22 protein-coding genes, 1 pseudogene and 1 other annotated feature are annotated in these 22,604 nt (G+C 44.3%); of the genes and pseudogenes, 21 read left to right on the top strand and 2 right to left on the bottom strand.

Annotated features, from left to right (window positions below; genetic code table 11):
* The first annotated feature begins 8 nt into the window (after window positions 1-8).
* The 4 genes from dnaB to metG all read left to right on the top strand — a co-directional run bounded on the left by dnaB (window position 9) and on the right by metG (window position 5,903).
* Window positions 9-1,364, top strand: coding sequence for a replicative DNA helicase (dnaB, locus tag BI182_RS06750; protein WP_070370668.1), 1,356 nt, complete (start codon window positions 9-11; stop codon window positions 1,362-1,364).
* 12 nt (window positions 1,365-1,376) lie between these two features.
* A complete protein-coding gene (locus BI182_RS06745) occupies window positions 1,377-2,765 on the top strand; it encodes an NAD(P)/FAD-dependent oxidoreductase (RefSeq protein WP_286806436.1) in 1,389 nt (462 codons plus the stop codon).
* A complete protein-coding gene (gene rsmI / locus BI182_RS06740) occupies window positions 2,766-3,608 on the top strand; it encodes a 16S rRNA (cytidine(1402)-2'-O)-methyltransferase (RefSeq protein ID WP_286806435.1) in 843 nt (280 codons plus the stop codon).
* 51 nt (window positions 3,609-3,659) lie between these two features.
* Window positions 3,660-3,887: a binding site (T-box leader), on the top strand.
* Window positions 3,888-3,911: 24 nt separating this feature from the next.
* Window positions 3,912-5,903, top strand: coding sequence for a methionine--tRNA ligase (gene metG / locus BI182_RS06735; protein ID WP_286806475.1), 1,992 nt, complete (start codon window positions 3,912-3,914; stop codon window positions 5,901-5,903).
* 91 nt (window positions 5,904-5,994) lie between these two features.
* Here the strand turns inward: metG and trxA (BI182_RS06730) are convergent, their stop codons facing one another.
* On the bottom strand, window positions 5,995-6,321 hold the full coding sequence (gene trxA, locus BI182_RS06730; protein WP_070370672.1) for a thioredoxin: 327 nt from the start codon (window positions 6,319-6,321) through the stop codon (window positions 5,995-5,997).
* 119 nt (window positions 6,322-6,440) lie between these two features.
* Here trxA (BI182_RS06730) and BI182_RS17325 point away from each other — a divergent pair.
* The 17 genes and pseudogenes from BI182_RS17325 to BI182_RS06645 all read left to right on the top strand — a co-directional run.
* A pseudogene (locus BI182_RS17325) lies at window positions 6,441-7,796 on the top strand (aminotransferase class I/II-fold pyridoxal phosphate-dependent enzyme); the annotation flags it as partial.
* 87 nt (window positions 7,797-7,883) lie between these two features.
* On the top strand, window positions 7,884-8,579 hold the full coding sequence (locus tag BI182_RS17320) for a dTMP kinase (protein WP_286806473.1): 696 nt from the start codon (window positions 7,884-7,886) through the stop codon (window positions 8,577-8,579).
* Window positions 8,572-8,883 carry a DUF2007 domain-containing protein gene (locus BI182_RS06715; RefSeq protein ID WP_070370673.1) on the top strand — a complete coding sequence of 104 codons (312 nt, stop codon included), beginning with the start codon at window positions 8,572-8,574 and terminating at the stop codon, window positions 8,881-8,883. Before BI182_RS17320 ends, BI182_RS06715 begins: the two co-directional genes overlap by 8 nt.
* A gap of 23 nt (window positions 8,884-8,906) precedes the next feature.
* Entirely contained in the window at window positions 8,907-9,893 is a 987-nt protein-coding gene (gene holB, locus BI182_RS06710; RefSeq protein WP_070370674.1) for a DNA polymerase III subunit delta', read from the top strand.
* 4 nt (window positions 9,894-9,897) lie between these two features.
* Window positions 9,898-10,737 (top strand): PSP1 domain-containing protein, encoded by an 840-nt coding sequence (locus BI182_RS06705; protein WP_250934260.1) that lies wholly within the window; start codon window positions 9,898-9,900, stop codon window positions 10,735-10,737.
* A 69-nt stretch (window positions 10,738-10,806) separates the two neighbouring features.
* Complete coding sequence (gene fdxA, locus BI182_RS06700) at window positions 10,807-10,974, top strand: 4Fe-4S ferredoxin (protein ID WP_148636984.1); 168 nt, start codon at window positions 10,807-10,809, stop codon at window positions 10,972-10,974.
* A 188-nt stretch (window positions 10,975-11,162) separates the two neighbouring features.
* On the top strand, window positions 11,163-11,324 hold the full coding sequence (rd, locus tag BI182_RS06695) for a rubredoxin (protein WP_070370677.1): 162 nt from the start codon (window positions 11,163-11,165) through the stop codon (window positions 11,322-11,324).
* Window positions 11,325-11,412: 88 nt separating this feature from the next.
* Window positions 11,413-11,904, top strand: coding sequence for a hypothetical protein (locus BI182_RS06690; protein ID WP_070370678.1), 492 nt, complete (start codon window positions 11,413-11,415; stop codon window positions 11,902-11,904).
* Window positions 11,905-12,145: 241 nt separating this feature from the next.
* Complete coding sequence (locus tag BI182_RS06685; RefSeq protein WP_148636983.1) at window positions 12,146-12,712, top strand: flavodoxin family protein; 567 nt, start codon at window positions 12,146-12,148, stop codon at window positions 12,710-12,712.
* Between the two features lie 30 nt (window positions 12,713-12,742).
* Entirely contained in the window at window positions 12,743-13,063 is a 321-nt protein-coding gene (gene trxA, locus BI182_RS06680; protein WP_070370680.1) for a thioredoxin, read from the top strand.
* A 207-nt stretch (window positions 13,064-13,270) separates the two neighbouring features.
* Window positions 13,271-15,382 (top strand): YhgE/Pip family protein, encoded by a 2,112-nt coding sequence (locus tag BI182_RS06675; protein WP_286806428.1) that lies wholly within the window; start codon window positions 13,271-13,273, stop codon window positions 15,380-15,382.
* A 127-nt stretch (window positions 15,383-15,509) separates the two neighbouring features.
* Entirely contained in the window at window positions 15,510-16,109 is a 600-nt protein-coding gene (locus tag BI182_RS06670) for a TetR/AcrR family transcriptional regulator C-terminal domain-containing protein (RefSeq protein ID WP_286806427.1), read from the top strand.
* A gap of 63 nt (window positions 16,110-16,172) precedes the next feature.
* Window positions 16,173-17,531, top strand: a complete 1,359-nt coding sequence (gene rlmD, locus BI182_RS06665) for a 23S rRNA (uracil(1939)-C(5))-methyltransferase RlmD (protein ID WP_286806425.1) — start codon at window positions 16,173-16,175, stop codon at window positions 17,529-17,531.
* Window positions 17,532-17,832: 301 nt separating this feature from the next.
* A complete protein-coding gene (locus tag BI182_RS06660) occupies window positions 17,833-18,867 on the top strand; it encodes a helix-turn-helix domain-containing protein (protein ID WP_286806424.1) in 1,035 nt (344 codons plus the stop codon).
* Between the two features lie 430 nt (window positions 18,868-19,297).
* The gene (gene mef(A) / locus BI182_RS06655; protein WP_027625762.1) at window positions 19,298-20,515 is read left to right on the top strand and encodes a macrolide efflux MFS transporter Mef(A); all 1,218 of its coding nucleotides are present in this window, start codon (window positions 19,298-19,300) and stop codon (window positions 20,513-20,515) included.
* A gap of 19 nt (window positions 20,516-20,534) precedes the next feature.
* Complete coding sequence (locus BI182_RS06650) at window positions 20,535-21,389, top strand: nucleotidyltransferase domain-containing protein (protein WP_502691633.1); 855 nt, start codon at window positions 20,535-20,537, stop codon at window positions 21,387-21,389.
* Window positions 21,386-22,015 carry a class I SAM-dependent methyltransferase gene (locus BI182_RS06645; protein WP_502691632.1) on the top strand — a complete coding sequence of 210 codons (630 nt, stop codon included), beginning with the start codon at window positions 21,386-21,388 and terminating at the stop codon, window positions 22,013-22,015. Before BI182_RS06650 ends, BI182_RS06645 begins: the two co-directional genes overlap by 4 nt.
* A 131-nt stretch (window positions 22,016-22,146) precedes the next feature.
* Here BI182_RS06645 and BI182_RS06640 read toward each other — a convergent pair.
* The coding region (locus BI182_RS06640) for an ExeA family protein (protein WP_502691631.1) at window positions 22,147-22,604 on the bottom strand (458 nt) is incomplete at its 5' end.

Below are 22,604 nucleotides of genomic sequence, written 5' to 3'. Positions count from 1 at the left end.
AAGCGGTGATGAATCCCAAAGTCCCGCCCCATAATATTGAAGCCGAGCAGTCGGTGCTAGGCGCCATCTTGATGGATGAGTCCAATATTGCCCGGGCTGAAGAGCTATTGTCCCCCCAGGATTTTTATCGGGGCGGCCATAAAGAAATCTATGAAGCGATGCTTTCTCTTCACAACGAGAGAAAGCCCATTGACACCGTTACCCTGATTAATGCCCTTAGAAACCGGGGAGTTCTGGAAAAAATCGGCGGAATTGGTTATCTCAGTGAATTGGTCGAGATGGTGCCGATTCATCGGAATTATCTGGAATACTGCCAGATTGTTCATGAAAAGGCGGTGATTCGTAATCTGATTCATACGGCCACCCAGATTCTTGAAGACAGCTATGGTCAGTATGAGAATATCGGGGATGTGATTGATCGGGCCGAACAGGAAATCTTCAAAGTTTCCCAGGGTCGACGAACGGGTGATTTTCAGAGCATTCAGGAAACCCTGGCCACCACCCTGGCCCAGATTGAAGCGATTGAAAGTAAAAAAGGTAAACTCACCGGAATTGAAACCGGTTTTACCGAGCTTAACCATATTACCTCCGGCTTGCAGCCCTCCGATCTGATTATTGTGGCTGCCCGACCATCAATGGGGAAAACCGCCTTTGCCTTGAATATCGCCCAAAATGCGGCCATCAAAGATAACCGCTCGGTGGCGATTTTCAGTCTCGAAATGTCCAAGGAACAGCTGGTACAGCGTATGCTGTGTGCCGCCTCATTGGTGGACAGCAATAACGTTAGAACCGGTAATCTCAGCAAGGAAGACTGGGAACGAATGGTGGTTGGTTACAATACCCTTTACGGCGCCAGTATTTTTATAGATGATACCCCGGGGATTACGGTTTCAGAAGTCCGTTCCAAATGTCGGCGGCTAAAAACCGAAAAAGCCCTGGATTTGATCGTCATTGACTACCTGCAACTGATGAGCGGCGGTGGTCGGACTGAAAACCGGCAGAATGAAATTTCTGAAATGTCCCGGGGCTTAAAAGCCCTGGCCCGGGAAATGGAAGCGCCGGTGATTGCTTTGTCACAGCTCAGCCGGGCCCCGGATGCCCGAACCGATCACCATCCGGTCATGTCGGATTTGCGTGAGTCTGGTTCGATCGAGCAGGATGCCGATGTGATCATGCTTTTATACCGGGAATATTATTACGATAAAAACCCGGAATTAAAAAACTTATCTGAGGTAATCATTGCCAAGCAACGTAACGGTCCAACCGGAACCGTACGCCTGGCCTGGATACCCGAATATACAAAATTCAACGATCTGGCTGTGGGTTATAATGAAGATGACTACGGCCCGGATGCGTTTGCATAAAGGAAGAAGAACATGAAATATGATGTAATCATCATCGGGGCTGGCCCCGGTGGTATTTTTGCCGCCATGGAACTGGCCAAAAAGAACAAGGAACTGAAGATATTGATGCTGGAAAAGGGCAATTCGATTGAAAAACGGATCTGTCCCAAGCGTCAGACCAATGTCTGCATTGGTTGCAAACCCTGTAATATTACTACCGGATTTGCCGGAGCCGGGGCCTACTCGGATGGCAAACTATCGCTTTCACCGGATGTCGGCGGCGAGCTGCCGGAATACATTGGCTATAACACCACGGTTGATCTGATTAAATATGTTGATGATCTCTATATTGAGTTTGGCGCCGACAAGCGCGTTCATGGTGTGGATGATCCGGATAAGATTAGGGATATTCGGACCAAGGCGATCCAGAGCAATTTAAAACTGATTGAATGTCCGGTTCGTCACATGGGCACCGAGGTCGGTTATACCATTTATCAGCGGATTCAAAATTACTTAATCAACGATCTGGGCATCGACATTAAGTTTAGAACACCGGTGCAAAGCCTGGTAGTCGAAGATAATTCTGTCGTCGGCGTGGTCGCCAAAGGTGAAACCTACCGGGCTGACAAGGTATTGGTGGCTGTGGGCCGGGATGGCTCGGAATGGTTTACCTCGATGTGCGAAGAATACAAGGTGGAAACCAAGGTCGGGAAAATCGATATCGGCGTCCGTTTGGAAACCCGCAACGAGGTCATGCAGGAAATCAATGAGGCCCTTTATGAAGGTAAGCTGGTTTATTATACACCCACCTTTGATGACAGCGTCCGGACCTTCTGTTCCAACCCCGGCGGAGTTGTATCGACCGAATATTATGATAACCAGTTGGCGGTGGTCAATGGACACAGCTATAAATCCGACAACTTAAAAACCCATAACACCAATTTTGCCCTGCTGGTTTCTAAAAGCTTTACCGAACCCTTTAAAGAAGCGGTTGCTTATGGCAAGCACATTGCCGGGTTGGGAAATATGCTCACCGGTAACAAGATCATGGTACAGCGCTACGGCGATTTCTTAAGAGGCCGCCGGACTACCGAAGAGCGGTTGATGCGTAATAATATCCGGCCGACCTTAATTGATGCGGTGCCCGGGGATCTCTGTTTAGTACTACCTTACCGGATTATGAAGGACATTGTCGAAATGATTCAGGCCCTGGATCATGTGTCACCGGGTCTGGCCAGTGATGAAACCCTGCTCTATGGGGTAGAGGTTAAGTTCTATTCCAATAAGGTGACCGTAGATAAAAACTTCCAGTCCAGCATTAAGAATCTCTATGTATTGGGCGATGGCGCCGGAGTCACCCGGGGCTTGATGCAGGCCTCCGCCAATGGGGTCTATGTGGCCCGAAACCTTTATAACGAATAGATGTCCGGAAAACTCTATATAGTCGGTACTCCGATTGGGAATCTGGATGATATGAGCATCCGGGGCCTAAAAGTCCTGCAGTCGGTGGATCTGATTGCTGCTGAAGATACCCGGCATTCGATTAAGCTGCTCAACCATTTTGAGATTTCTAAAAAAATGGTCGCCTATCATCAACATAACGAACAGCAGTCGTGTGAGGGCCTGATTGAACTGCTAAAACAGGGTCAGAACATCGCCCTGATTTCTGATGCCGGAATGCCGCTAATTTCCGATCCGGGGTCAGTCCTGGTTAAAAGCTGTGTCGCCAATGCCATTGCCCTGGAAGTGGTGCCCGGCCCCAACGCCGGGCTCTGCGGCCTGGTGTTGTCAGGACTGGACACCCGTTCCTTTTTATTTCTCGGCTTTTTAGGTAAAGACAATAAGGCGGTTAAAGCAGGGATCAACCGGATTGAAGAATCAGTCGATACGGTGGTGCTTTATGAGTCCCCCCACCGTCTGCCAAAAACTCTGGAAATTTTGGTCAAGCAGGGGCTCGGTCACCGGCAGATGAGTATCTCCCGGGAGCTGACCAAACGCTATGAGGAAACCCGTTATGGTACCATCGCAGAACATCGGGACTATTATCAGAAAAATCCCCCCCGGGGCGAGTATGTCCTTTGTATTGAAGGCCGAACCGCCGATGAAGGTAAGGTGGCGGCTTCTCTGGAACTGGAAAGCCTGAGCCTGGAAGACCATCTAGCTCATTATCTGAAGTCCGGTTTGCCGGAAAAAGAAGCCATGAAAGCGGTGGCCAAAGACCGCAATATTTCAAGACGGGATGTTTATAACGCAGTTAAGCGATAAATCCCTTGAAAAAATCTGGAATTAAAGTATAATAGGGATAGCAATTAAATAAAAATTACAATGAAGAGAAGAGTAGGTGTGGATGCTGTGAAGAGAGAGCCGGGATGGTGAAAGCCGGTGACAGAAAAAGCATTGAAGATGGCCTCGGAGTAAGTTTGGGTGAATCGTTTAGCCCGAACCGCTTGACGCGATAAAACTTAAAGTTTTAAAAACTTATGAAGGCATTATTTGTGAGAATAATGTGAATTAAGGTGGTAACGCGAACCCTTCGCCCTTAACTGGACGGAGGGTTTTTTTTGTTGGATTAAACCCACCAAATACAGAAATATGAATAAAGGAGAACTTATGTCAGAAAAAACATTTTATATTACTACCCCCATTTATTATCCCAGTGGGAACTTGCATATTGGCCATACCTACACCACGGTGGCAGCCGATACGATTACCCGGTTCAAAAAACTGCAGGGTTATGACACTTACTTTTTAACCGGTACCGATGAGCACGGTCAAAAAATTGAAAAAGTGGCGGCTGAAGCGGGCGTTGCGCCCCAGGCCTATGTCGATGGGATTGTCACCGGCATTAAAAACCTCTGGGACACCATGAACATCAGTTACGATCAGTTTATCCGGACCACCGACCCTGAGCATGAAAAAACGATTCAGCGGATTTTTAAAAAGCTCTATGATCAGGGGGATATTTATAAATCCAACTACGAAGGCTGGTACTGCACGCCGTGTGAATCCTTCTGGACCGAAAGTCAATTAGTTGACGGAAACTGTCCGGACTGTGGTCGACCGGTAGAAAAAGCCGCCGAAGAAGCCTACTTCTTTAAAATGTCCAAATATGCCGACGATTTGCTCAAACATATTGAAGACCACCCCCATTTTATTCAACCGGAATCCCGCAAAAATGAAATGATCAATAACTTTATTAAACCCGGGCTCCAGGATTTGTGCGTTTCCCGAACCTCCTTTACCTGGGGCGTGCCAGTTGATTTTGATCCCGGTCATGTGGTTTACGTCTGGATTGACGCCCTGCCCAACTACATTTCGGCCCTGGGTTATCTCAATGACAAACCGGATCTGATGGAAAAATACTGGCCAGCGGATGTTCATCTGGTCGGCAAGGATATTATCCGCTTCCATACCATTTACTGGCCAATTATTTTGATGGCACTCAAATTACCACTGCCCAAACAGGTTTATGGCCACGGCTGGATTTTATTAAAAGGCGGAAAAATGTCCAAATCGGTGGGGAACGTGGTTGATCCGGTGGTTTTAGTCGACAAATATGGGGTTGATGCCCTGCGCTACCATGTGCTGCGGGAAATGAGCTATGGTTCGGACGGTGTTTATAACGAAGACCTGCTGGTCAGTCACATCAATTCTGACCTGGCCAATGACCTTGGCAATCTGCTTAGCCGGACCCTGGCGATGACTGATAAATATTTCGGTGGGATTATTCCCAAGGAACGGGAAAAAGAAGCCATTGACAGTGAACTGATTGATCTGGCTGAAAAAACGCCCGGGATTGTCAGTGACTACATGGATAAGCTGGATTTTAGCCGGGCCCTGGAAGAAATCTGGAAGCTGGTTTCCCGTTCCAATAAATACATTGATGAAACCCAACCCTGGGTACTCGGCAAAAGTCCCGAAAAACAGGCTCGTCTGGCCCAGGTAATGTATAATCTGACCGAGTCCTTGCGAATCGTCACCGTGCTGATTTCGGCGGCAATGCCGGAAACCGCCCGAAAAATCGGCCAGCAATTAAACTGTCCGGCGGAATGTCTAACCTGGAACAGCATCCAGCAGTTTGGCGGCTATCCGGAAGGCCTCAAGATCGAACGCTGCGACGCCCTGTTCCCACGGATTGAGCTGGAAAAGAAAGCGGAACAGCCTCTTAAAGAAGAGAAAGTTAAGCTCGAAAAAGCTAAAAAAGAAAACGACAACGCAACTCCGGAAGAACTGCCGGAAGGTCTGATCACCATTGACGATTTTGCCAAGGTGCAGTTGCGGGTGGCTGAGGTGGTTGCCTGTGAACCCCATCCCGATGCTGATCGCTTGCTGGTTTTACAGCTGATGGTCGGCCAGGAAAAGCGTCAGGTGGTCTCCGGGATTGCCAAATACTACGCCCCAGCAGATCTGGTTGGCAAAACGGTCATTCTGGTGGCCAACTTAAAACCGGTCAACCTCCGGGGATTGGAATCCAACGGGATGATCCTGGCCGCTACCAAGGGTAAGAAACTGTCCCTGGTTACCGTCGATGGCATTCCCTCCGGTGGAAAAGTTTCCTAATTGAGGGCAGAAATAAGGTAAATCGAAATAGGATAAATAAAAAAAGTTTAAACAGAAATTTTTTCTGTTTAGACTTTTTCAAAGCCCCGAATTAGAGACTTTTTATCATTTCGATGTATTCATTTTTTTCACGAACACCGACAAAGCGGTTAACCGCTTCACCGTTCTTAAAGAAAACCACGGTGGGGATACTCATCACCCGAAACTGTTGGGCCAGGGCCTGGTTGTCATCCACATTGATTTTACAAACCTTCATACCAGCTTCAAGCTCCTGAGATATTTCATCAATTGTCGGCGACAGGGCTTTACACGGGCCACACCATTCTGCCCAAAAATCCACCATGACAGCTCCATCATAGGATAAAATCTCGGTTTCGAAATTTTCCATATTGATTGTTATAACTTTTTCACTGGACATTATTCTCTTCACCTCTTTAACATATTTGCTCAATCATTATATAATAATTCATAAGAAGTTAAAAGGATAAAAGTTAAATTTCTCCGTTTTAAGGAGGGGGATTGTGTTAAAATAGAGGCATGAAAAAAATGGATAGAAAAAAGAGTATCATCAAAAGCGAACTCGAAAAGCTTAATAAAAACAACACGCACCGGTTTCACATGCCCGGACATAAGGGGCGGGGTGAGGCCTTTGCCTTATACGACTATGATATTACCGAAATCCCTGGCGCTGATAATCTTCATGATGCCCAGGGGATCATCGCAAAGGCCCAGAAAAAACTGGCAACGATCTATCACAGCGATGAAGCAGCGATTCTGGTCAACGGCACCACCACCGGTATTCACAGTGCCATTCTGGGCAGCTGTGCTCCGGGTGAGCAGCTGCTGGTGCCCACCAACTGTCATCGGGCCGTTTTTGGAGCCCTGGGGCTGGGACGCATTGAAGGGGTTTTTATCACCCCGGAGATTGACCGCAACCTGGGATTTGCCCACTCAATCAGTGTGGCTGCAGTTCGTCAGGCGCTGGCCAAAAATCCGCTCAGTAAGGGGATGATTTTGACCAATCCCAGCTACTATGGTACCATCAGTGACCTAAAAACCATTGCCGCCATCCTTCATGAGCAGGGGAAATTTTTAATTGTTGATGAAGCCCACGGCGCCCATCTGCGCTTTAGTGACAAACTGCCGCCAGATGCCATTTCTGCTGGGGCCGATGTGGTCATTCAAAGTACCCATAAGATTCTGGGATCGCTGACCCAAAGCTCCTTGCTTCATTTTCAGGGCAGCCGGGTCAATCGTCAGAAGATCAAAGCCTATCTCAGTCTGTTGCAAAGCTCATCACCCAGCTATCCGCTGATGATCTCGGTGGAAGAGGCGGTGGATGCGGCCGCTGAAAAGGGCGAAACCATATTTAATGGAATTGTGGCGGCCCATCAGGAATTTTGTCAGCAGCAGAACGGTCAGGAGCCGATTGTGCTGTATGGCGGAGAGAATCCGGAGCAGGATTATGATTGCAGCAAGTGGCTGTTTTGGACCCGGGGCATCACCGGAACGGAGGTGGAAGCCCGACTGTCAGCGGAGTATGGCATTCAATGCGAAATGTCATCAGCTAATCATCTGCTGGCGATGACCGGGATGGGCACCACCCGGGCTGATTTAGTAAGCTTAACGCAAGCTATCTGTGCTATAAATAAAACCATCAGGCGCGACGAAAAAGAACCTCAGCCCCCCCGAGGGTGGCGGGAGCAGCTCGATTTTACGGCTGCTGTCCAAACCCAGATGCCGCTGTGGGAAGCCCTTGCCTGGGAAGAACGCTGTCAAATGCCGCTGGAACAGGCCACTGGGCAGCTGGTTGGGGATTTTATTATTCCCTATCCGCCGGGGATCCCGGTCTTGCTACCGGGCAGCCGGATCACCGTCGAAATGGTGGTATATTTAAACGACTTGCTGGATCATCAGGTGGCGGTGGTGGGAGTCGATGTTAACAGAGCAGTCACAATTATCAAAAAGGAGCCGGTAATCATGGAAAAGAATCATCAGGGACAATTGATCGTCATCGAAGGAGTGGATGGTAGCGGGAAACAGACCCAAACCCAACTGCTTTATGACCGGCTGGTAAAAGCGGGGGAAAACGTCATGAAAATCGCCTATCCCCGCTATGACAAAAAATCGTCAGCGCTGGTAAAATTATATCTGGAAGGGGCCTTCGGAAAAGATCCCGGGAGCATCAGCCCCTATATCGCTTCAACCTTTTACGCCGCCGATCGTTATGCCTCCTACAAGGAAGATTACGAGGACTTTCTTGCACAGGGGGGATTGGTGCTGGTCGATCGCTATACCACCTCTAATATGGTTCATCAGGCGGGAAAAATAAAGGATCCGGACGAACGGAAACGTTTTCTTGACTGGCTCTGGGATTTTGAATTCAATCTCTATGGTCTGCCGGTTCCAGACCAGGTCTTTTTTCTGAACATTCCCCCGGAGATCAACGAGCAGCTGATTAAAAACCGTAACAATAAAATAACCGGAAAACAGCAAAAAGATATTCACGAAAGCAGTCCCGAGCATCTAAGAGATTCCTATTGCAGTGCTCTGGCGCTGGTGGCAGAATATGGCTGGACGGAAATCAATTGTGTTACAGATAACCAATTGCGCAGTATCAAAAGCATTCATCAGGAAATCTGGGAACGCATAAAGGAGCATAAATCAAATGATTGAAGATCAGTACACCTATTTAACCATGGCCGACTCCGACATGGATTTTATTCTGCTTAAGAATTATTTAAATGCCCACGGGATTGAGGTCATCACCAGGGAAAAAGGTTTTGGTGGACCAATTCGCAGTATTTTTATGGGAAACTTTACCCCCGCTCACATTGAGGTCTTTGTTAAAGACAGCGATTTCGAAATGGCCCTTGAGCTCCTGGATTATGAAGAATTCAGTGCTGAATTGGACAAAGAATTGGGACTGGATCGTGATGATTGGGATAACAGTGATGAGAAAAAGAAAAAACCCCATTAATAACTGTCTTTGAGAGGAAAACTATGTTTGAGATGATTCAGGGTCACCAAACCATTACCAAGCATCTTGCCAACGAAATAGATTCCCAGCAGGTAAGCCACGCTTACCTTTTTTCTGGAATCGACGGGATCGGAAAAAAGAAAACCGCCCAGGAGTTTGCCAAGGCCCTTTTATGTCAGGATCGGGAGAAGCCGGGTTGCGGACATTGTCCGGTTTGTCTTCAGATTGAGCATGAAAACTATCCAGATGTCAAAATAATTGAGCCCAAAGCGGGAGTCGACAGCATCAAGATCAGTCAGGTGCGAGAAATGATCAGCGAGCTGGCGATTAAACCCTATTCGGGAGACTGGCGCATTAATATCATTGATGGGGCCGAAAAGATGACGCCAGAGGCCCAGAACAGCTTACTGAAGTCGTTGGAAGAACCGCTTAGTTATAATATTTTTATTCTGGTCACCAGCCATCCCCAGTCCATCTTACCGACGATTCGCTCCCGCTGTCAAAGCTATCATTTTCAGCCGCTGAGCATGGTCGAAATGGAGGCTGCTTTTTTTGAGCAAGGTGAATTTGAAAAACAAGCAGTGACCGAAGCCGTCCGGGCTGCTGGGGGATCTCCGGGGATGGCCTTATACCTGCTTAATAATGGTGAGATTCAAAAAGAAAGAACCCACTATCTGCGGGAGCTTTACAGCTTGTTAAAAGGGGACGAGATAAAGATTTTTACCCTGGCCGAGGTTTTATCGAAGGATAAGGCCACCAGCCAGGAAATGCTGGAGTTTTTTATTCACTGGTTTTATGAGGTCAATCTACTTTTGGAAGGTCATCCACTGCCGCAGCAGGGGGAGCCGAATCCGGCCCATCGGGCCTACCATCAACTATTGGAAAATGAAAAAAATCAGGCGATCATTAAAACTTTGTTTGAAATGATGGCGACGATACAATATAATGTTAATTTAAGATTACAATGGGAAAAGTGTTTCATTAAGATAATGAAAATTCAGAAAGGATAAGCCAATGGGAAAATCAGTCGTCGGCGTACGATTTAAAAAAGTGGGCAAAATATATTATTTTGATCCCCTGGATATTGAGTTTGAACAGTTTGATCCGGTTATCGTGGAAACGGTCAGAGGCATTGAGTATGGTGAAATTGCCCTGACTGCCAGAGATGTGGATGAAGCAGAAATCGTGGCTCCGGTAAAACCAGTGATCCGCAAAGCAACTGAAGCAGATACCTTCGAGTATAATAAACTCAAGCAAAATGAACAGGATGCCAAAGCAATTTTTATTGCCAAGGCCAAAAAGCACAAGTTGGAAATGAAACTGATCGATGTGGAATACACCTTTGACCAGAAAAAGGCGATCTTTTATTTTACCGCCGAAGGTCGGGTCGATTTTCGCGAGCTGGTCAAAGATCTGGCTTCGATCTTCAAGGTCCGGATTGAACTTCGGCAAATCGGGGTGCGGGACGAAGCCAAATTGTTCAAAGGCCTGGGTGTCTGCGGGCGGACGACCTGCTGTGCCCAGTGGCTGGGGGATTTTACCCCGGTATCGATAAAAATGGCCAAGGAACAGAACCTGTCGCTTAATTCGACAAAGATTTCCGGGATCTGCGGGCGGCTCTTATGTTGTCTGACCTATGAGCAGGAATTCTATGAAGAGGTTTCAAAAAAACTTCCCAAAGTGGGACAGCGTGTCATCACCGCCGATGGCGAGGGGGAAGTATTTAAATTAAGTATTCTGGAAGAAACCGTTTTCGTCAAAATTCAGGTGAATAAGGATGAAACCGAGGTAAAAAAATATCTTCTGGAAGAAATTGAAGTAAAAAAATTCGAAAAAGTCAAAAAAGACAAATAATCATCTTGATTTCACTTCAAAAAAGGATATAATAAAGATGTTGTTAATGCTAAAAGGAGGGTTTTTTAGATGGCTTATAAAATTACAGATGAATGTATTGCTTGTGGCTCTTGCATGGACGAATGTCCAGTAGAAGCAATTTCTGAAGGCGATATCTATGTTATCGATGCAGCTACTTGTACTGACTGCGGTTCTTGTGCAGAACAATGTCCAGTAGAAGCAATTGTTCAGGACTAGTTAGAAGTATGAAAAAAAGGCACCTTCCAGAGTATTCTGGGAGGTGCCTTTAACGTGGACTGATGCAATCAGTAATTTTTTCTTAAATCATTTAAAATATTTAAGAGGGTGTTAAATAATAAGATATATGGGTAAATACCTGTTTAAGAAATAAAATCAATGACAGATTAAGATCTGGAGGAGGAAAAATGCAAAAATATGTATGTGATATTTGCGGGTATATTTATGATCCTGAGGTAGGGGATCCTGACAGTGGCGTTGCACCAGGAACCGCCTTTGAAGATATCCCCGAGGATTGGGTTTGCCCTTTGTGTGGCGTTTCAAAAGAAGATTTTTCACCAGAAGATTAGAAAAGTGCAATCAAAAAAGAGCCAAAGCTCTTTTTTTTATGGGATCAATGGGTTATAATGAAAATGACTACAAAAACATGGAGGACATATGGCAGTTAAAGCACGGGAAACCCTTGAAAGCAAACAAATCAGCATCACAACCCTGGGGATATTAATGGTGGTGGTGGTTGGATATACGCTTCTATACAATCAGTTTGCCAATACCCTGGAAGATTATCGGTTAAAAACAATTGTTGGTGTGATCAGTCTGGTGATTATGATGGGGGGCTTTTTAATTTCACTACGCTATATTACAACCATCTACGAGATGCTCATTACCCATGACCAATTTACCATCGAACGAAAAATATTTTTTTGGAAAAAAACGGTACTGGAAATAAAAATAGATGACATAATAAAAATTTTGCCAATCGAAGAAGCTAAAAAGATCGAAGGACCAATGCGTAACTATACCCTGACAAATATGGACGGAAAACGAAAATATGTGATTCAATATAATAAACAGGGAAAAATTTGCTGTGCCAAGATCCAATGTACCGGGAAATTCCATGAAACCTTAAAAAAACAGGTCAAAATATAATAGTTTTAAGGAAACCTTAAGGGAAATAGGGTATTATTTGGACATAACAAGTTACCCTCTTTCAAAGTTTTTAGAAAAAACCGAACGCTTTTCACACGGCTTCGGTTTTTTTCTTTTTTGGATAAAAAAGAATTTGTAATTCAGAAGAAATTTTAACTGGCAATTAGATGTTGTTAATGCGGTAATAAATCGGGTATAATACTCCTAAATAACTAAAGGATCCATCAGGAAAGGAAAATCTATGGAAATCGTAGCAATTATGGGAAGCCACCGGAATGGTCAGAATACGCAGAAGGCCATCGACTTTTTTATTAATAAAATTGAAGTTGAACACGAATTGTTTGAATATAATGTCAATAAGATCGACGTTCAGGCGTGTACGGCCTGTGATTATTGTATTCCGCATCAGGGCAAATGTGTCCTTGAGGATGATATGACCCAAATTTATCAAAAAATGGAGAGCTGTGATTTGCTGATCGTGGCCAGTCCCGTTTATTTCAGTGCTTTTCCCTCAAAAATTAAAGCGCTGATTGATCGAACCCAGATGATTTATAACCTTAAGGATAAATCGAACATCAAAAAGAAAAAAATTCTGATCATCGGAATCGGTGGGGCACCTCATTATCCGAGGCAGTTTCAGGCCATGGATAATACCCTGGAGTGGTACAAAAAAACTCTGAGCTGTGATGAGATCGGCTTCGTCCAATTTTCCCATACCGATGAGCTGCCAGCGCTGGATAATAAAAAGTGTCTGGATGAGCTGGCAGAAATTGCAGCCAAAATTAATGGGCCATTGGCCAAGAATTAAAAAATAATCAAAAAATAAGGAGAAATAAAAATGGCAAAGATAATCGATCAAACCGAATTTGATACACTGGTTTTAAAAGGCGAAGGTGTTGTCCTGGTAGATTTTTTTGCGACCTGGTGTGGGCCCTGTAAAGCACTGGCACCGATTTTAGAAGAGGTGGCCGAGGAGTTGAAAGACAAGGTGGGCATTTATAAGGTCGACATCGATCAGACCCAGGGTCTGGCCCAGCAATACCGGGTAATGAGCGTGCCAACCATGAAGATTTTTAAAAGTGGCGAGGTGGTAGAAACCATCGTCGGGCTTCAATCAAAAGGGGTTTTACTGGAAAAGCTGAATTACTATGCCGGTTAGGAAACAATAAGCCGGATGACAAGGATCACTTCATTAAGAAGTGATTCTTTTTTTGCAGATAAAAACCTTAAAAAAAATAAGGAGACCGTTTTCATTTTTGGACAAATTGGCCGATTTGTCGGGATTTCTGACAAGTATGAAGAATCGTATAATTACAAGCGGTCAACCCAGTGCTATACTCCTTTAAGCAAGTGAAAGGAGTATAAAATGAATAAAAAAATAGTGAATAAAGCCAATACGGTTCGATTGATTGTCATTATCGGTGTTATTATTATACCACTTATGTATAGCTTTTTTTATCTCAGCGCCTTCTGGGATCCCTACTCAAAACTCGATAACCTGCCAGTGGCACTGGTCAATAATGATACGGGTGCGACCATCAATAATCAGCAGCGCAATCTGGGGGAAGAGTTTATTGATGAATTGATTAAGGACGGCACCTTTAAGTATGTGATTACCGATGAAGCCACCGGAAAAGCCGGTACCGAAACCGATGATTACTATGCCATGATCGTGGTGCCAAAGAATTTCTCAAACAATATTGCTTCGGCGGCGACGGTTAACAAGCAGACTGCCAGCATTATTTTTTCGCCCAACGAAAAACGAAATTATCTGGCCAGCCAGATCCTCGGAAAAGCTGAGATGCAAATGGAAACCAGCTTAAGAGAAAGCATCTCCGGCGAGATCGTTAACAATCTGACCGATCAGGTGGCCAAGGTGCCCGGTCAGTTGAGTACTTTGAATGATGGCTTAACCCAGCTTTCCAGCGGTTCAGCGCAACTTTTGAGCGGCTCTCAGACCTTAGCGAATGGTACCTATTCGCTGGCCGCTGGTTCCCAGGAATTGGCAACCGGTTCAGAAACCCTGGCCGCAGGGACTCAGGCCCTGGCCGCTGGCAGTCAAACTCTGGCCGATGGCACCCAAACTTTGGCCGCCGGAACATCACAGTTTGCCGCCAAGTTCTCTGATTTCAACGATGGCATCAGTAGTCTGAAAAGTGGCTCAGCCCAGGTTAGTTCCGGTGCTGAGTCGTTGGCCGCCGGAACGGACCAGCTCAATCAGGGGATCGCGGCCTATACCGCTGGGGTGGACAGCCTGATCGGCAATGTCAATCAGACCTCGGCCTTTATCTCAGCCTTTGTCAGTGAACATCCCGAGCTGATGGCTGATCCGCAGTTTGCGGCCTTTGTTGCGAACATGGCCTCAAGTGACAATGCTGACAGCATTGCCCAACTGGAAGCCGCCGGCAGTCAGCTCAGCGGAGCGTCGGATGCCATCGCCGCCGGGACCCAGGCCTTAGCCGTCGGAACCAGCAATCTGGATGATGGGATAGCCACCGTCAGTGCCGCCGCCGGTCAATTAAATAATGCTGCCGATAGCATTTCAACCGGAGCCAGTGCTGTTTCAGATGGTGCTTCATCACTGACAAACGGTGCGATCGCTTTGTCAAACGGGGCGACTACGCTGACTAATGGGGTGTATACCCTGGCCGATGGTGCTAACACCCTCGCTGGTGGTGCCGCGACCCTGGCCAATGGTCAGCAGCAGCTTAACAGCGGCATCACGACTGCCCAAAACGGTGTTACCACCGCTGTCAATGACGCCAATGCCGACACCGCCAAATTAAATGGTTTGGGCACCTATGTCAGCGAACCGGTCACGGTGGACGATGAGGTGATTGATCCGATTGCCAATTATGGCACCTACTTTTCACCCTACTTTATGTCGCTGTCACTTTGGGTTGGTGGCCTGATTATCTTCTTCGGGATTTATTTTGATGCCGATCAGAAATTTAAGATCCTGTCCCGGGAAAGCAGCAATAAGACCGCCCGCAGCTTTATTTATCTGCTGTTAGGGCTGGCCCAGGCAATTCTTTTGGGCAGCATCATTAAATATGCCCTGGGCTTAGAAATTGCCCATACTGGCCTGTACTTTGTTTCGGTTTGTCTGGTCTCGATGACCTTCCTGGCGATTGTCCAGTTCTGTATTATTCACATGGGCGATGCCGGAAAGTTTGTGGCACTGACCTTGCTGATTCTGCAGCTGACCTCCTGTGGCGGCACCTTCCCGATTGAAACGGTGCCCAAGTTCTTCCAGGTACTGTATCCCTTTATGCCAATGACCTATTCGGTGGTGGTCTTTAAGGATACCATTACCGGTGCGATCTCCGGCGACTTCTGGCACAGCTTTCTGATTCTGGTTATTTATCTGGTGGTTTTCTTTGCCGCCACGATCTTCCTGACCCTAATTAAGAAAAAGAAAGCCGAGAAAGAGAATGTCACCATTAAAGGCGAATTGAACTCCGACCATTTATTTTAAAATGACCCAGATTAAAAGAACTCTGCATAGCAAAATGCGGGGTTCTTTTTATTTGGGGCGGATTACTTTGAAATAAGAAGCGGAAATGATATAATTATTTTCAAAAAAGATCATGAGGAGTGTCTGCATGTCCGATGCGTCAATAACCAAAAAAGCCATTGCCAAAGGCTTTAAACATATTCTAAAAAATAAAAACTTTGAAAAAATTACCATTGCCGAAATTACCGCTGCGTGTGGTCTGAACCGCCAGACCTTTTATTATCATTTTCGAGATAAATACGATCTGATCAACTGGATTGTTTATCAGGAGGCGATTTTAGTCATCCGAACCGATCTCACCATCGAAAACTGGGACAGCAAGGTGCTGGAGCTGTTAACGACGATGAAAAAGGATGGCCATTTTTATCAAACCACCTTAAAAGATATCGCTGGCACTGAATTTCAGAATTATCTGTTTACCGTCACCAAGGAAATTTTTATCGAAATGATTGAACACCTGGCCAGCGATCGCAAAATCAATTCGGAAGCAGTCCCGGTGATGACGCCCCAGAAGAAAACTTTTACCGCCGAATTTTTGTCCTATGGGGTGGTGGGGATGATTATCGACTGGGCCCAAAACGGGATGAAGCAATCACCCGAGGAAATCACCATCAGCATCAAAGAGATTATCAACGGGGCCCGGATGTTTGCCGTTTCCCGTTATTTTCAGGAACTGACTAAAGCGTAATAGCAAATCTCGGCTGAATAAACAGCCTCGTATAATAAAACAAAAAATTTTAAGGAGTCCACATTGAAAAAGAATGAAACAATTGAATTAACGATAGAGGGATTTAATTTTCCCGGTAAATCCTGGGGCATGCACGGCGAAAAAAAAGTCGTCATGAAAAACGGCTTGCCGGGTCAGCGGGTGTTGGTGAACATTGCCAAGAAACGCAAAAAATATGAAGGCCGGATTCTGGAAGTGTTGGAAAAAGCCCCCAATGAAATTGACGCCGCCTGCGATGTCTTTGATAAATGCGGGGGCTGTACCTACCAGAACCTGCCTTATCAAGAACAGCTCAAGCTCAAAGAAAGCTACGTCTTAAATCTACTGGAGCAGGCCGGGATCGCAGGTTTTGCCTATGAGGGGATTGTTCCCAGTCCCGAGGTTTTTGGTTACCGCAACAAGATGGAGTATTCCTTTGGCGATAACGAAAAAGACGGCCCCCTGATGCTGGGCCTGCACGAACAGGGCAGTTTTTACAATATCGTCAAAACTGACAGCTGCCAGATTACCGATGAGGATTTTAACCAGATTCAAACGGCGGTACTGGGCTATTTTGCTCAAACCGGAGACAGCTATTTTCACAAACGCAGCCACCAGGGCTTTTTACGGCATCTGGTCGTCCGCAAGGGCAAACAGACTGGTGATCTGCTGATCAATCTGGCCACCACCAGTCAGGGCACCCTGGATGAAGCGGCCTTTGTCAATTGCCTGCTGGATCTATCGCTGATTGGCCAGATCCGGGGGATTCTCCATACCCAAAACGATGGCATCGCTGATGTAGTCAAAGCTGAAACCGCCAAAACTCTTTACGGCGAAGACAAAATCGAAGATAAGATTTTAGGTCTGAGTTTTGAAATTACCAGTTTTTCCTTTTTTCAGACTAACACCTTGGGAGCCGAAAAACTCTATTCGGTGGTCCGGGATTTTGTTGGCCAGGAACAGAACGAGGTGATTTATGATTTATACTGCGGCACCGGCACCATTGCCCAGGTGCTGGCCCCGGTTACTAAAAAGGTGGTTGGCATCGAGCTGGTCGCTGAAGCGGTCGAAGCCGCCAAAGCCAATGCCACCAAGAACGGCCTGGATAACTGCCAGTTCATTGCTGGTGACGTGATGGTCGAGGTGGCTAACCTCCATGACCCGGCTGATGTGATTATTCTGGACCCACCGCGGGACGGCATCCATCCCAAAGCGATCTTTAAAATTCTGGATTTTAAACCAAAAACCTTTGTGTACGTGTCCTGCAAGGCGACATCGCTGGCTCGGGATCTGCCGTTTTTTGTGGCGGCGGGGTATGAGGTGAAGAAGGTGAAGTTGGTGGATATGTTTCCGCATACTGGGCACGTTGAGACGGTTGTATTGCTATCAAGAGCAGAAAAGTAAGAGTGTAGAAATGTGAGTAAATAAGAGCTTTCCGTGATTTGAGCTCTGGCTTCAAGCCAGAAGGATAATCACGGTTTTTTATTTTGTGGGAAATTATCCAAGACTATGAAAGCGTAAGGTTGAGTGGATAGATTGACTTTAAGCCTTGCGAGTTGACAAGATGACTGTAAAAAATGCGGCGGGTTGATAGAATTATTGTCAAAAAATTAGAAAACATTTACACTTTATATTGACCGAGACAATAAAATGAAGTACAATAAATATTAGGTGGGATTATAGCCCTGCACCAGGAGGTGAGAACTTGATAGGATTAGAATATATTTTAAACCGCTATAACCTTCAACATATAGAACTTGCAGAAAAACTTGGCATTAAAAAACAAAATATAAACATGTGGGTGAAAGGGCGACAGAACATTCCAAAGAAATATCTACCGGTTTTAGAAGAACTCTTTGGCATTGACCAGTCTTACTTTGGACGTGAGCTTAGTGAAATTAATCAGTTAGAAATCCAGAAGGAAAAGCTGAAAAGAGATCTGAAGCCTGTAATCAAAAAGCATGAACAGCAGTATTCTTTGGGAGAGATTAATGATCTTGTTGAAGTTCCCATTTACGATAAAGAAGAAATGAATGCCATCGAACGAGATATTGAAAAAGCAAAACTCATATCAAGGTTTAAGGCTGCAATGGATATAGTAGATAATAATCCATACTTGGAGACCTATAAACTCATCGTAGAACTACTTGAAAAAGTACAGCATGAACCTGTTCTACACAAAACGGTTGAAGCATTGGCTCACTATTACGAAGTCTTACCTGATTGGGTAAGTAGCGAACCAGAACAAGAAGGCTTTGAAGGTGAAATATTTGAAGTCTTTGATGATCATAACAATGAGGAAGTGCTACAGGCAGCAGTTGTAAAAGCCATCAATGAGTTGCTGGCCAGTAAGGATACCTTTCTCTCCACTTTACAGGCCAATATCGAGACAGTTTTAAATGAAGAACACGACAAAATTACCAATGATATTGACGTCAAGCTGGAAGAACTGCAAAACGAACTTTTGCGGCTTGCCAATTCCAAAACAGATTATGAGGAAGTGGCGGAAGAGATATACCGTTTGCGGGAGCAGAAGCAAAATGCACTGGTTGAGAATGCAGATCGTGAGGGAAAAAGGCAACGAATCGCTGAAATGACTGATTTCTTGAATGAGCAATCCTGCGAGTTAGAAGAGTATGATGAGCAATTAGTAAGGCGAATTATTGAGAAAGTAACGATATATGAAGATAAGCTCACCGTTGAATTCAAGTCTGGGATTGAGATTGACGAAGAGATATAGAATATTAACCGCCAATTAGGGGCTAGCACCCTTTGGCGGTTAATATTGGATTTTTTTAATTTTAAAGTTGCTTAAAACGACTTGTTGTGTTAAAATATACGCTGATACAAATAAGAATTTAGGAGGAACCGAAACTATGACAGCCTCAATGCGTTTAAGATAAGCTGGCAATAAAAAAAGCAGAATCTATCCCCGATGATAGGCTTTTTTGTTGTGCTTATTTATACGATATTGAGCATTCATTAGTTACGGTGAGGATATAGGTCATTTAACTATACCTTTATTTAACTATGTCTTTATTATGAATGTTTCCATATTGTATGTATGCAGACCAAAAGCCACATTGTGGATTTAGGCCTGCATTTTTTATTGCCTAGAATGCTATTCAAAATAGAAATTCAAGCAAAATAATATGCAGGAGATAATATAAATGGAAAAATACAACAATTGGAAACTTAAGTTTTATACAATATGGGCAGGGCAGGCAGTATCATTAATCACTAGTGCCATCCTGCAAATGGCGATTATTTTTTACCTTACAGAAAAAACAGGATCTGCGATGGTCTTGTCTATGGCTTCACTTGTAGGTTTTTTACCCTATGCGGTCTTTGGACCAGCCATTGGTGTATTAGTGGATCGTCATGATAGGAAGAAGATAATGATTGGTGCTGATTTAATTATCGCAGCAGCTGGGGCCGTGCTAGCTATTGTTGCATTGTATATGGAGTTACCTATCTGGATGGTTATGGTAGTATTGTTCATCCGTAGCATTGGAACAGCTTTTCATACCCCGGCTCTCAATGCGGTTACTCCACTTTTAGTACCAGAAGAACAGCTTACGAAATGTGCAGGCTATAGTCAGTCTTTGCAGTCTATAAGCTATATTGTTAGTCCGGCGGTTGCAGCACTCTTATACTCCGTTTGGGAACTAAATGCTATTATTGCCATCGATGTATTGGGTGCTGTGATTGCATCTATTACGGTAGCAATTGTACGTATTCCTAAGCTGGGTGATCAAGTGCAAAGTTTGAAACCAAATTTCATACGAGAAATGAAAGAAGGAATGGCTGTACTACGGCAAAATAAAGGATTATTTGCTTTATTACTCGTTGGAACATTATATATGTTTGTTTATATGCCCATAAATGCTTTATATCCTTTAATCACTATGGAATATTTTAATGGTACACCGATGCATATTTCTATTACGGAGATTGCTTATGCCTCTGGTATGTTGATAGGGGGTCTATTATTAGGGTTATTTGGGAATTACCAAAAGCGAATCTTATTAATAACGGCATCCATTTTTATGATGGGGATAAGCTTAACCATTTCAGGATTACTTCCCCAAAGTGGATTTTTCATATTTGTAGTCTGCTGTGCAATAATGGGGCTTTCGGTTCCGTTTTACAGCGGTGTGCAAACAGCTCTTTTTCAGGAGAAAATTAAGCCTGAATATTTAGGACGTGTATTTTCTTTAACTGGAAGTATCATGTCTCTTGCTATGCCAATTGGGTTAATTCTTTCTGGATTCTTTGCTGATAGAATCGGTGTAAATCATTGGTTTTTACTATCAGGTATTTTAATTATTTGCATTGCAATAGTTTGCCCAATGATAACTGAGATTAGAAAATTAGATGCAAAATAAAATAAAGGAGTGTGTTCGTATGATATATAATATTATTCAATCAGTGACAGAAAAATTATCCTCTTTGCCTTATATAGAAGGCATTGTATTAGGGGGCTCACGTGCAAGAGGCACCCATACAGAGGATTCTGATATAGATATCGGAATCTATTACAATTCAGAATCATTTGACCTGACAGCGATTAATCAAATTGCTACAGAATTGGATGATGAGAATAGAAACAACCTTGTTGTACCTCCCGGAGCGTGGGGTGATTGGATCAATGGCGGCGGATGGTTAGTTATGAACGGGTATCATGTTGATCTGATTTTACGTGATATAAAACGGGTGGAACAAATAATCAAGGATACGGAGCAAGGAATTGTTACTGCAAATTATCAGACCGGGCATCCCCATGGTTATATAAGTGCTATGTATCGTGGAGAATTGGCTATCAGCAAGATACAATATGCTAAAAATGAAAGCTTATGCGAATTAAAAAATCAGGCGGAAATTTACCCTGGTGCTCTAAAGAAGAGCTTGATAAACTTTTTTTTATTTGAAGCAGAGTTCTCTTTAATGTTTGTAAAAGCAAATGCGGGAGCAGAGGATAAATATTATATTGCAGGCCATGTTTTTCGTATTATTTCATGCTTAAATCAAGTACTATTTGCATGCAATAATGCTTATTGCATTAACGAAAAGAAAGCTATAAAACTGCTTGAAACTTTTGAATATAAACCTAAAAAATATGCCGAAAGGGTAAATCATATTTTTGAAGTACTCGGTCTTTCACTTTTTGAATGCTACGATATGACCGAGAAGCTTTATAAAGAAGTGAAAAAAATTGCAACGGAGATAAATAACTTTTTAAACGAGGGGGAATTCAGATGAAAGAAAACAAATATGATGATAATATATTTTTTCAAAAATACAGTCAAATGAGTCGCTCACAGCAGGGACTAGCCGGTGCAGGAGAATGGGAAACATTGAGAAAGCTGCTGCCGGATTTTAAAGATAAGCGTGTGCTTGATTTAGGATGCGGCTATGGATGGCACTGTATTTATGCGATGGAACACGGAGCGTCTTCTGTTGTAGGTGTTGATATTTCTCATAAAATGCTCGAGGTAGCCAAAGAAAAAACACATTTTCCACAGGTTGAATATAAATGCTGTGCTATAGAAGATGTGGAATTCCCAGAGGAGAGTTTTGATGTAATATTAAGTTCACTTGCGTTTCACTATGTAGCAGATTATGAGATTTTAGTAAAAAAGATATATAGAATACTGAAGTCTGGTGGTAAGCTAGTTTTTACGGTTGAACATCCTGTTTTTACTGCCTATGGAACACAAGACTGGCATTATAACGAAAAAGGAGAAATACTGCATTTTCCGGTGGATAATTATTATTATGAGGGCAAACGGACAGCTGTGTTTTTGGGAGAAAAGGTTACAAAATATCATAGAACACTGACCACATATCTAAATTGTAAATTTTCACATTATTTCGGACTGGTTTAATCACAATAAAACGGATGAAAAAGAACGGAATAATGTAAAAATTATGAGTTGTTGAAAATAAAACGCCAGTCTTTAATCACATAATCACGCTTTATTTCTCCAGAAAAAAAGGGAAGTAACGCCGTCAGGCGTTAAATCCCAGCTTCCGCAGAAGCGGCAAAAACAATCTCTTCATCGATAAGATCGGTTTGCTTTTGAAAGGCGAGAATCAGACATTGGGTAACCAGATTACCGACTAATCGGGGATAACCGCCAGTGGATGACGAAATGGCTTCATAAGCATTCTCGTTGATCAGATTCCGTGAAACACCGGCATGCTTAAACCGGTGTTTGATATAGTCCCGGACCTCATCCGGTGTCAGCGGCGAGAAATGAAACCGGGTCACCAGTCGCTGATCCAGCGACCGGTTCTGGTTTAAGGCCAGGCGGTTGGCCAGCGTTGGTAAACCAGTGAGAATCAGGATAAAAGGATTACGTTTATCCATGTCAAAGTTAAAAATAATGCTCAGATCGTGAAGAAACTGGGCGGTCGCCGACTGCATCTCATCGAGGATAAAGACCGGCGTGATGCGACGCTTATCATAAAGAT

Origin of the sequence: Acetobacterium sp. MES1, from assembly GCF_002237635.1 — a bacterium.
Lineage (GTDB): Bacteria > Bacillota > Clostridia > Eubacteriales > Eubacteriaceae > Acetobacterium > Acetobacterium wieringae.
Note: the sequence above shows the minus strand (reverse complement) of the source record. Positions and strands in the feature narration are given on the sequence as shown.

Coding starts and splice junctions, on each gene's coding strand:
- dnaB (WP_070370668.1), top strand. CDS start 9: ATGAATCCCAAAGTCCCGCCCCATAATATTGAAGCCGAGCAGTCGGTG.
- BI182_RS06745 (WP_286806436.1), top strand. CDS start 1,377: ATGAAATATGATGTAATCATCATCGGGGCTGGCCCCGGTGGTATTTTT.
- rsmI (WP_286806435.1), top strand. CDS start 2,766: ATGTCCGGAAAACTCTATATAGTCGGTACTCCGATTGGGAATCTGGAT.
- trxA (WP_070370672.1), bottom strand. CDS start 6,321: ATGTCCAGTGAAAAAGTTATAACAATCAATATGGAAAATTTCGAAACC.
- BI182_RS17320 (WP_286806473.1), top strand. CDS start 7,884: ATGGAAAAGAATCATCAGGGACAATTGATCGTCATCGAAGGAGTGGAT.
- BI182_RS06715 (WP_070370673.1), top strand. CDS start 8,572: ATGATTGAAGATCAGTACACCTATTTAACCATGGCCGACTCCGACATG.
- holB (WP_070370674.1), top strand. CDS start 8,907: ATGTTTGAGATGATTCAGGGTCACCAAACCATTACCAAGCATCTTGCC.
- BI182_RS06705 (WP_250934260.1), top strand. CDS start 9,898: ATGGGAAAATCAGTCGTCGGCGTACGATTTAAAAAAGTGGGCAAAATA.
- fdxA (WP_148636984.1), top strand. CDS start 10,807: ATGGCTTATAAAATTACAGATGAATGTATTGCTTGTGGCTCTTGCATG.
- rd (WP_070370677.1), top strand. CDS start 11,163: ATGCAAAAATATGTATGTGATATTTGCGGGTATATTTATGATCCTGAG.
- BI182_RS06690 (WP_070370678.1), top strand. CDS start 11,413: ATGGCAGTTAAAGCACGGGAAACCCTTGAAAGCAAACAAATCAGCATC.
- BI182_RS06685 (WP_148636983.1), top strand. CDS start 12,146: ATGGAAATCGTAGCAATTATGGGAAGCCACCGGAATGGTCAGAATACG.
- trxA (WP_070370680.1), top strand. CDS start 12,743: ATGGCAAAGATAATCGATCAAACCGAATTTGATACACTGGTTTTAAAA.
- BI182_RS06675 (WP_286806428.1), top strand. CDS start 13,271: ATGAATAAAAAAATAGTGAATAAAGCCAATACGGTTCGATTGATTGTC.
- BI182_RS06670 (WP_286806427.1), top strand. CDS start 15,510: ATGTCCGATGCGTCAATAACCAAAAAAGCCATTGCCAAAGGCTTTAAA.
- BI182_RS06650 (WP_502691633.1), top strand. CDS start 20,535: ATGATATATAATATTATTCAATCAGTGACAGAAAAATTATCCTCTTTG.
- BI182_RS06645 (WP_502691632.1), top strand. CDS start 21,386: ATGAAAGAAAACAAATATGATGATAATATATTTTTTCAAAAATACAGT.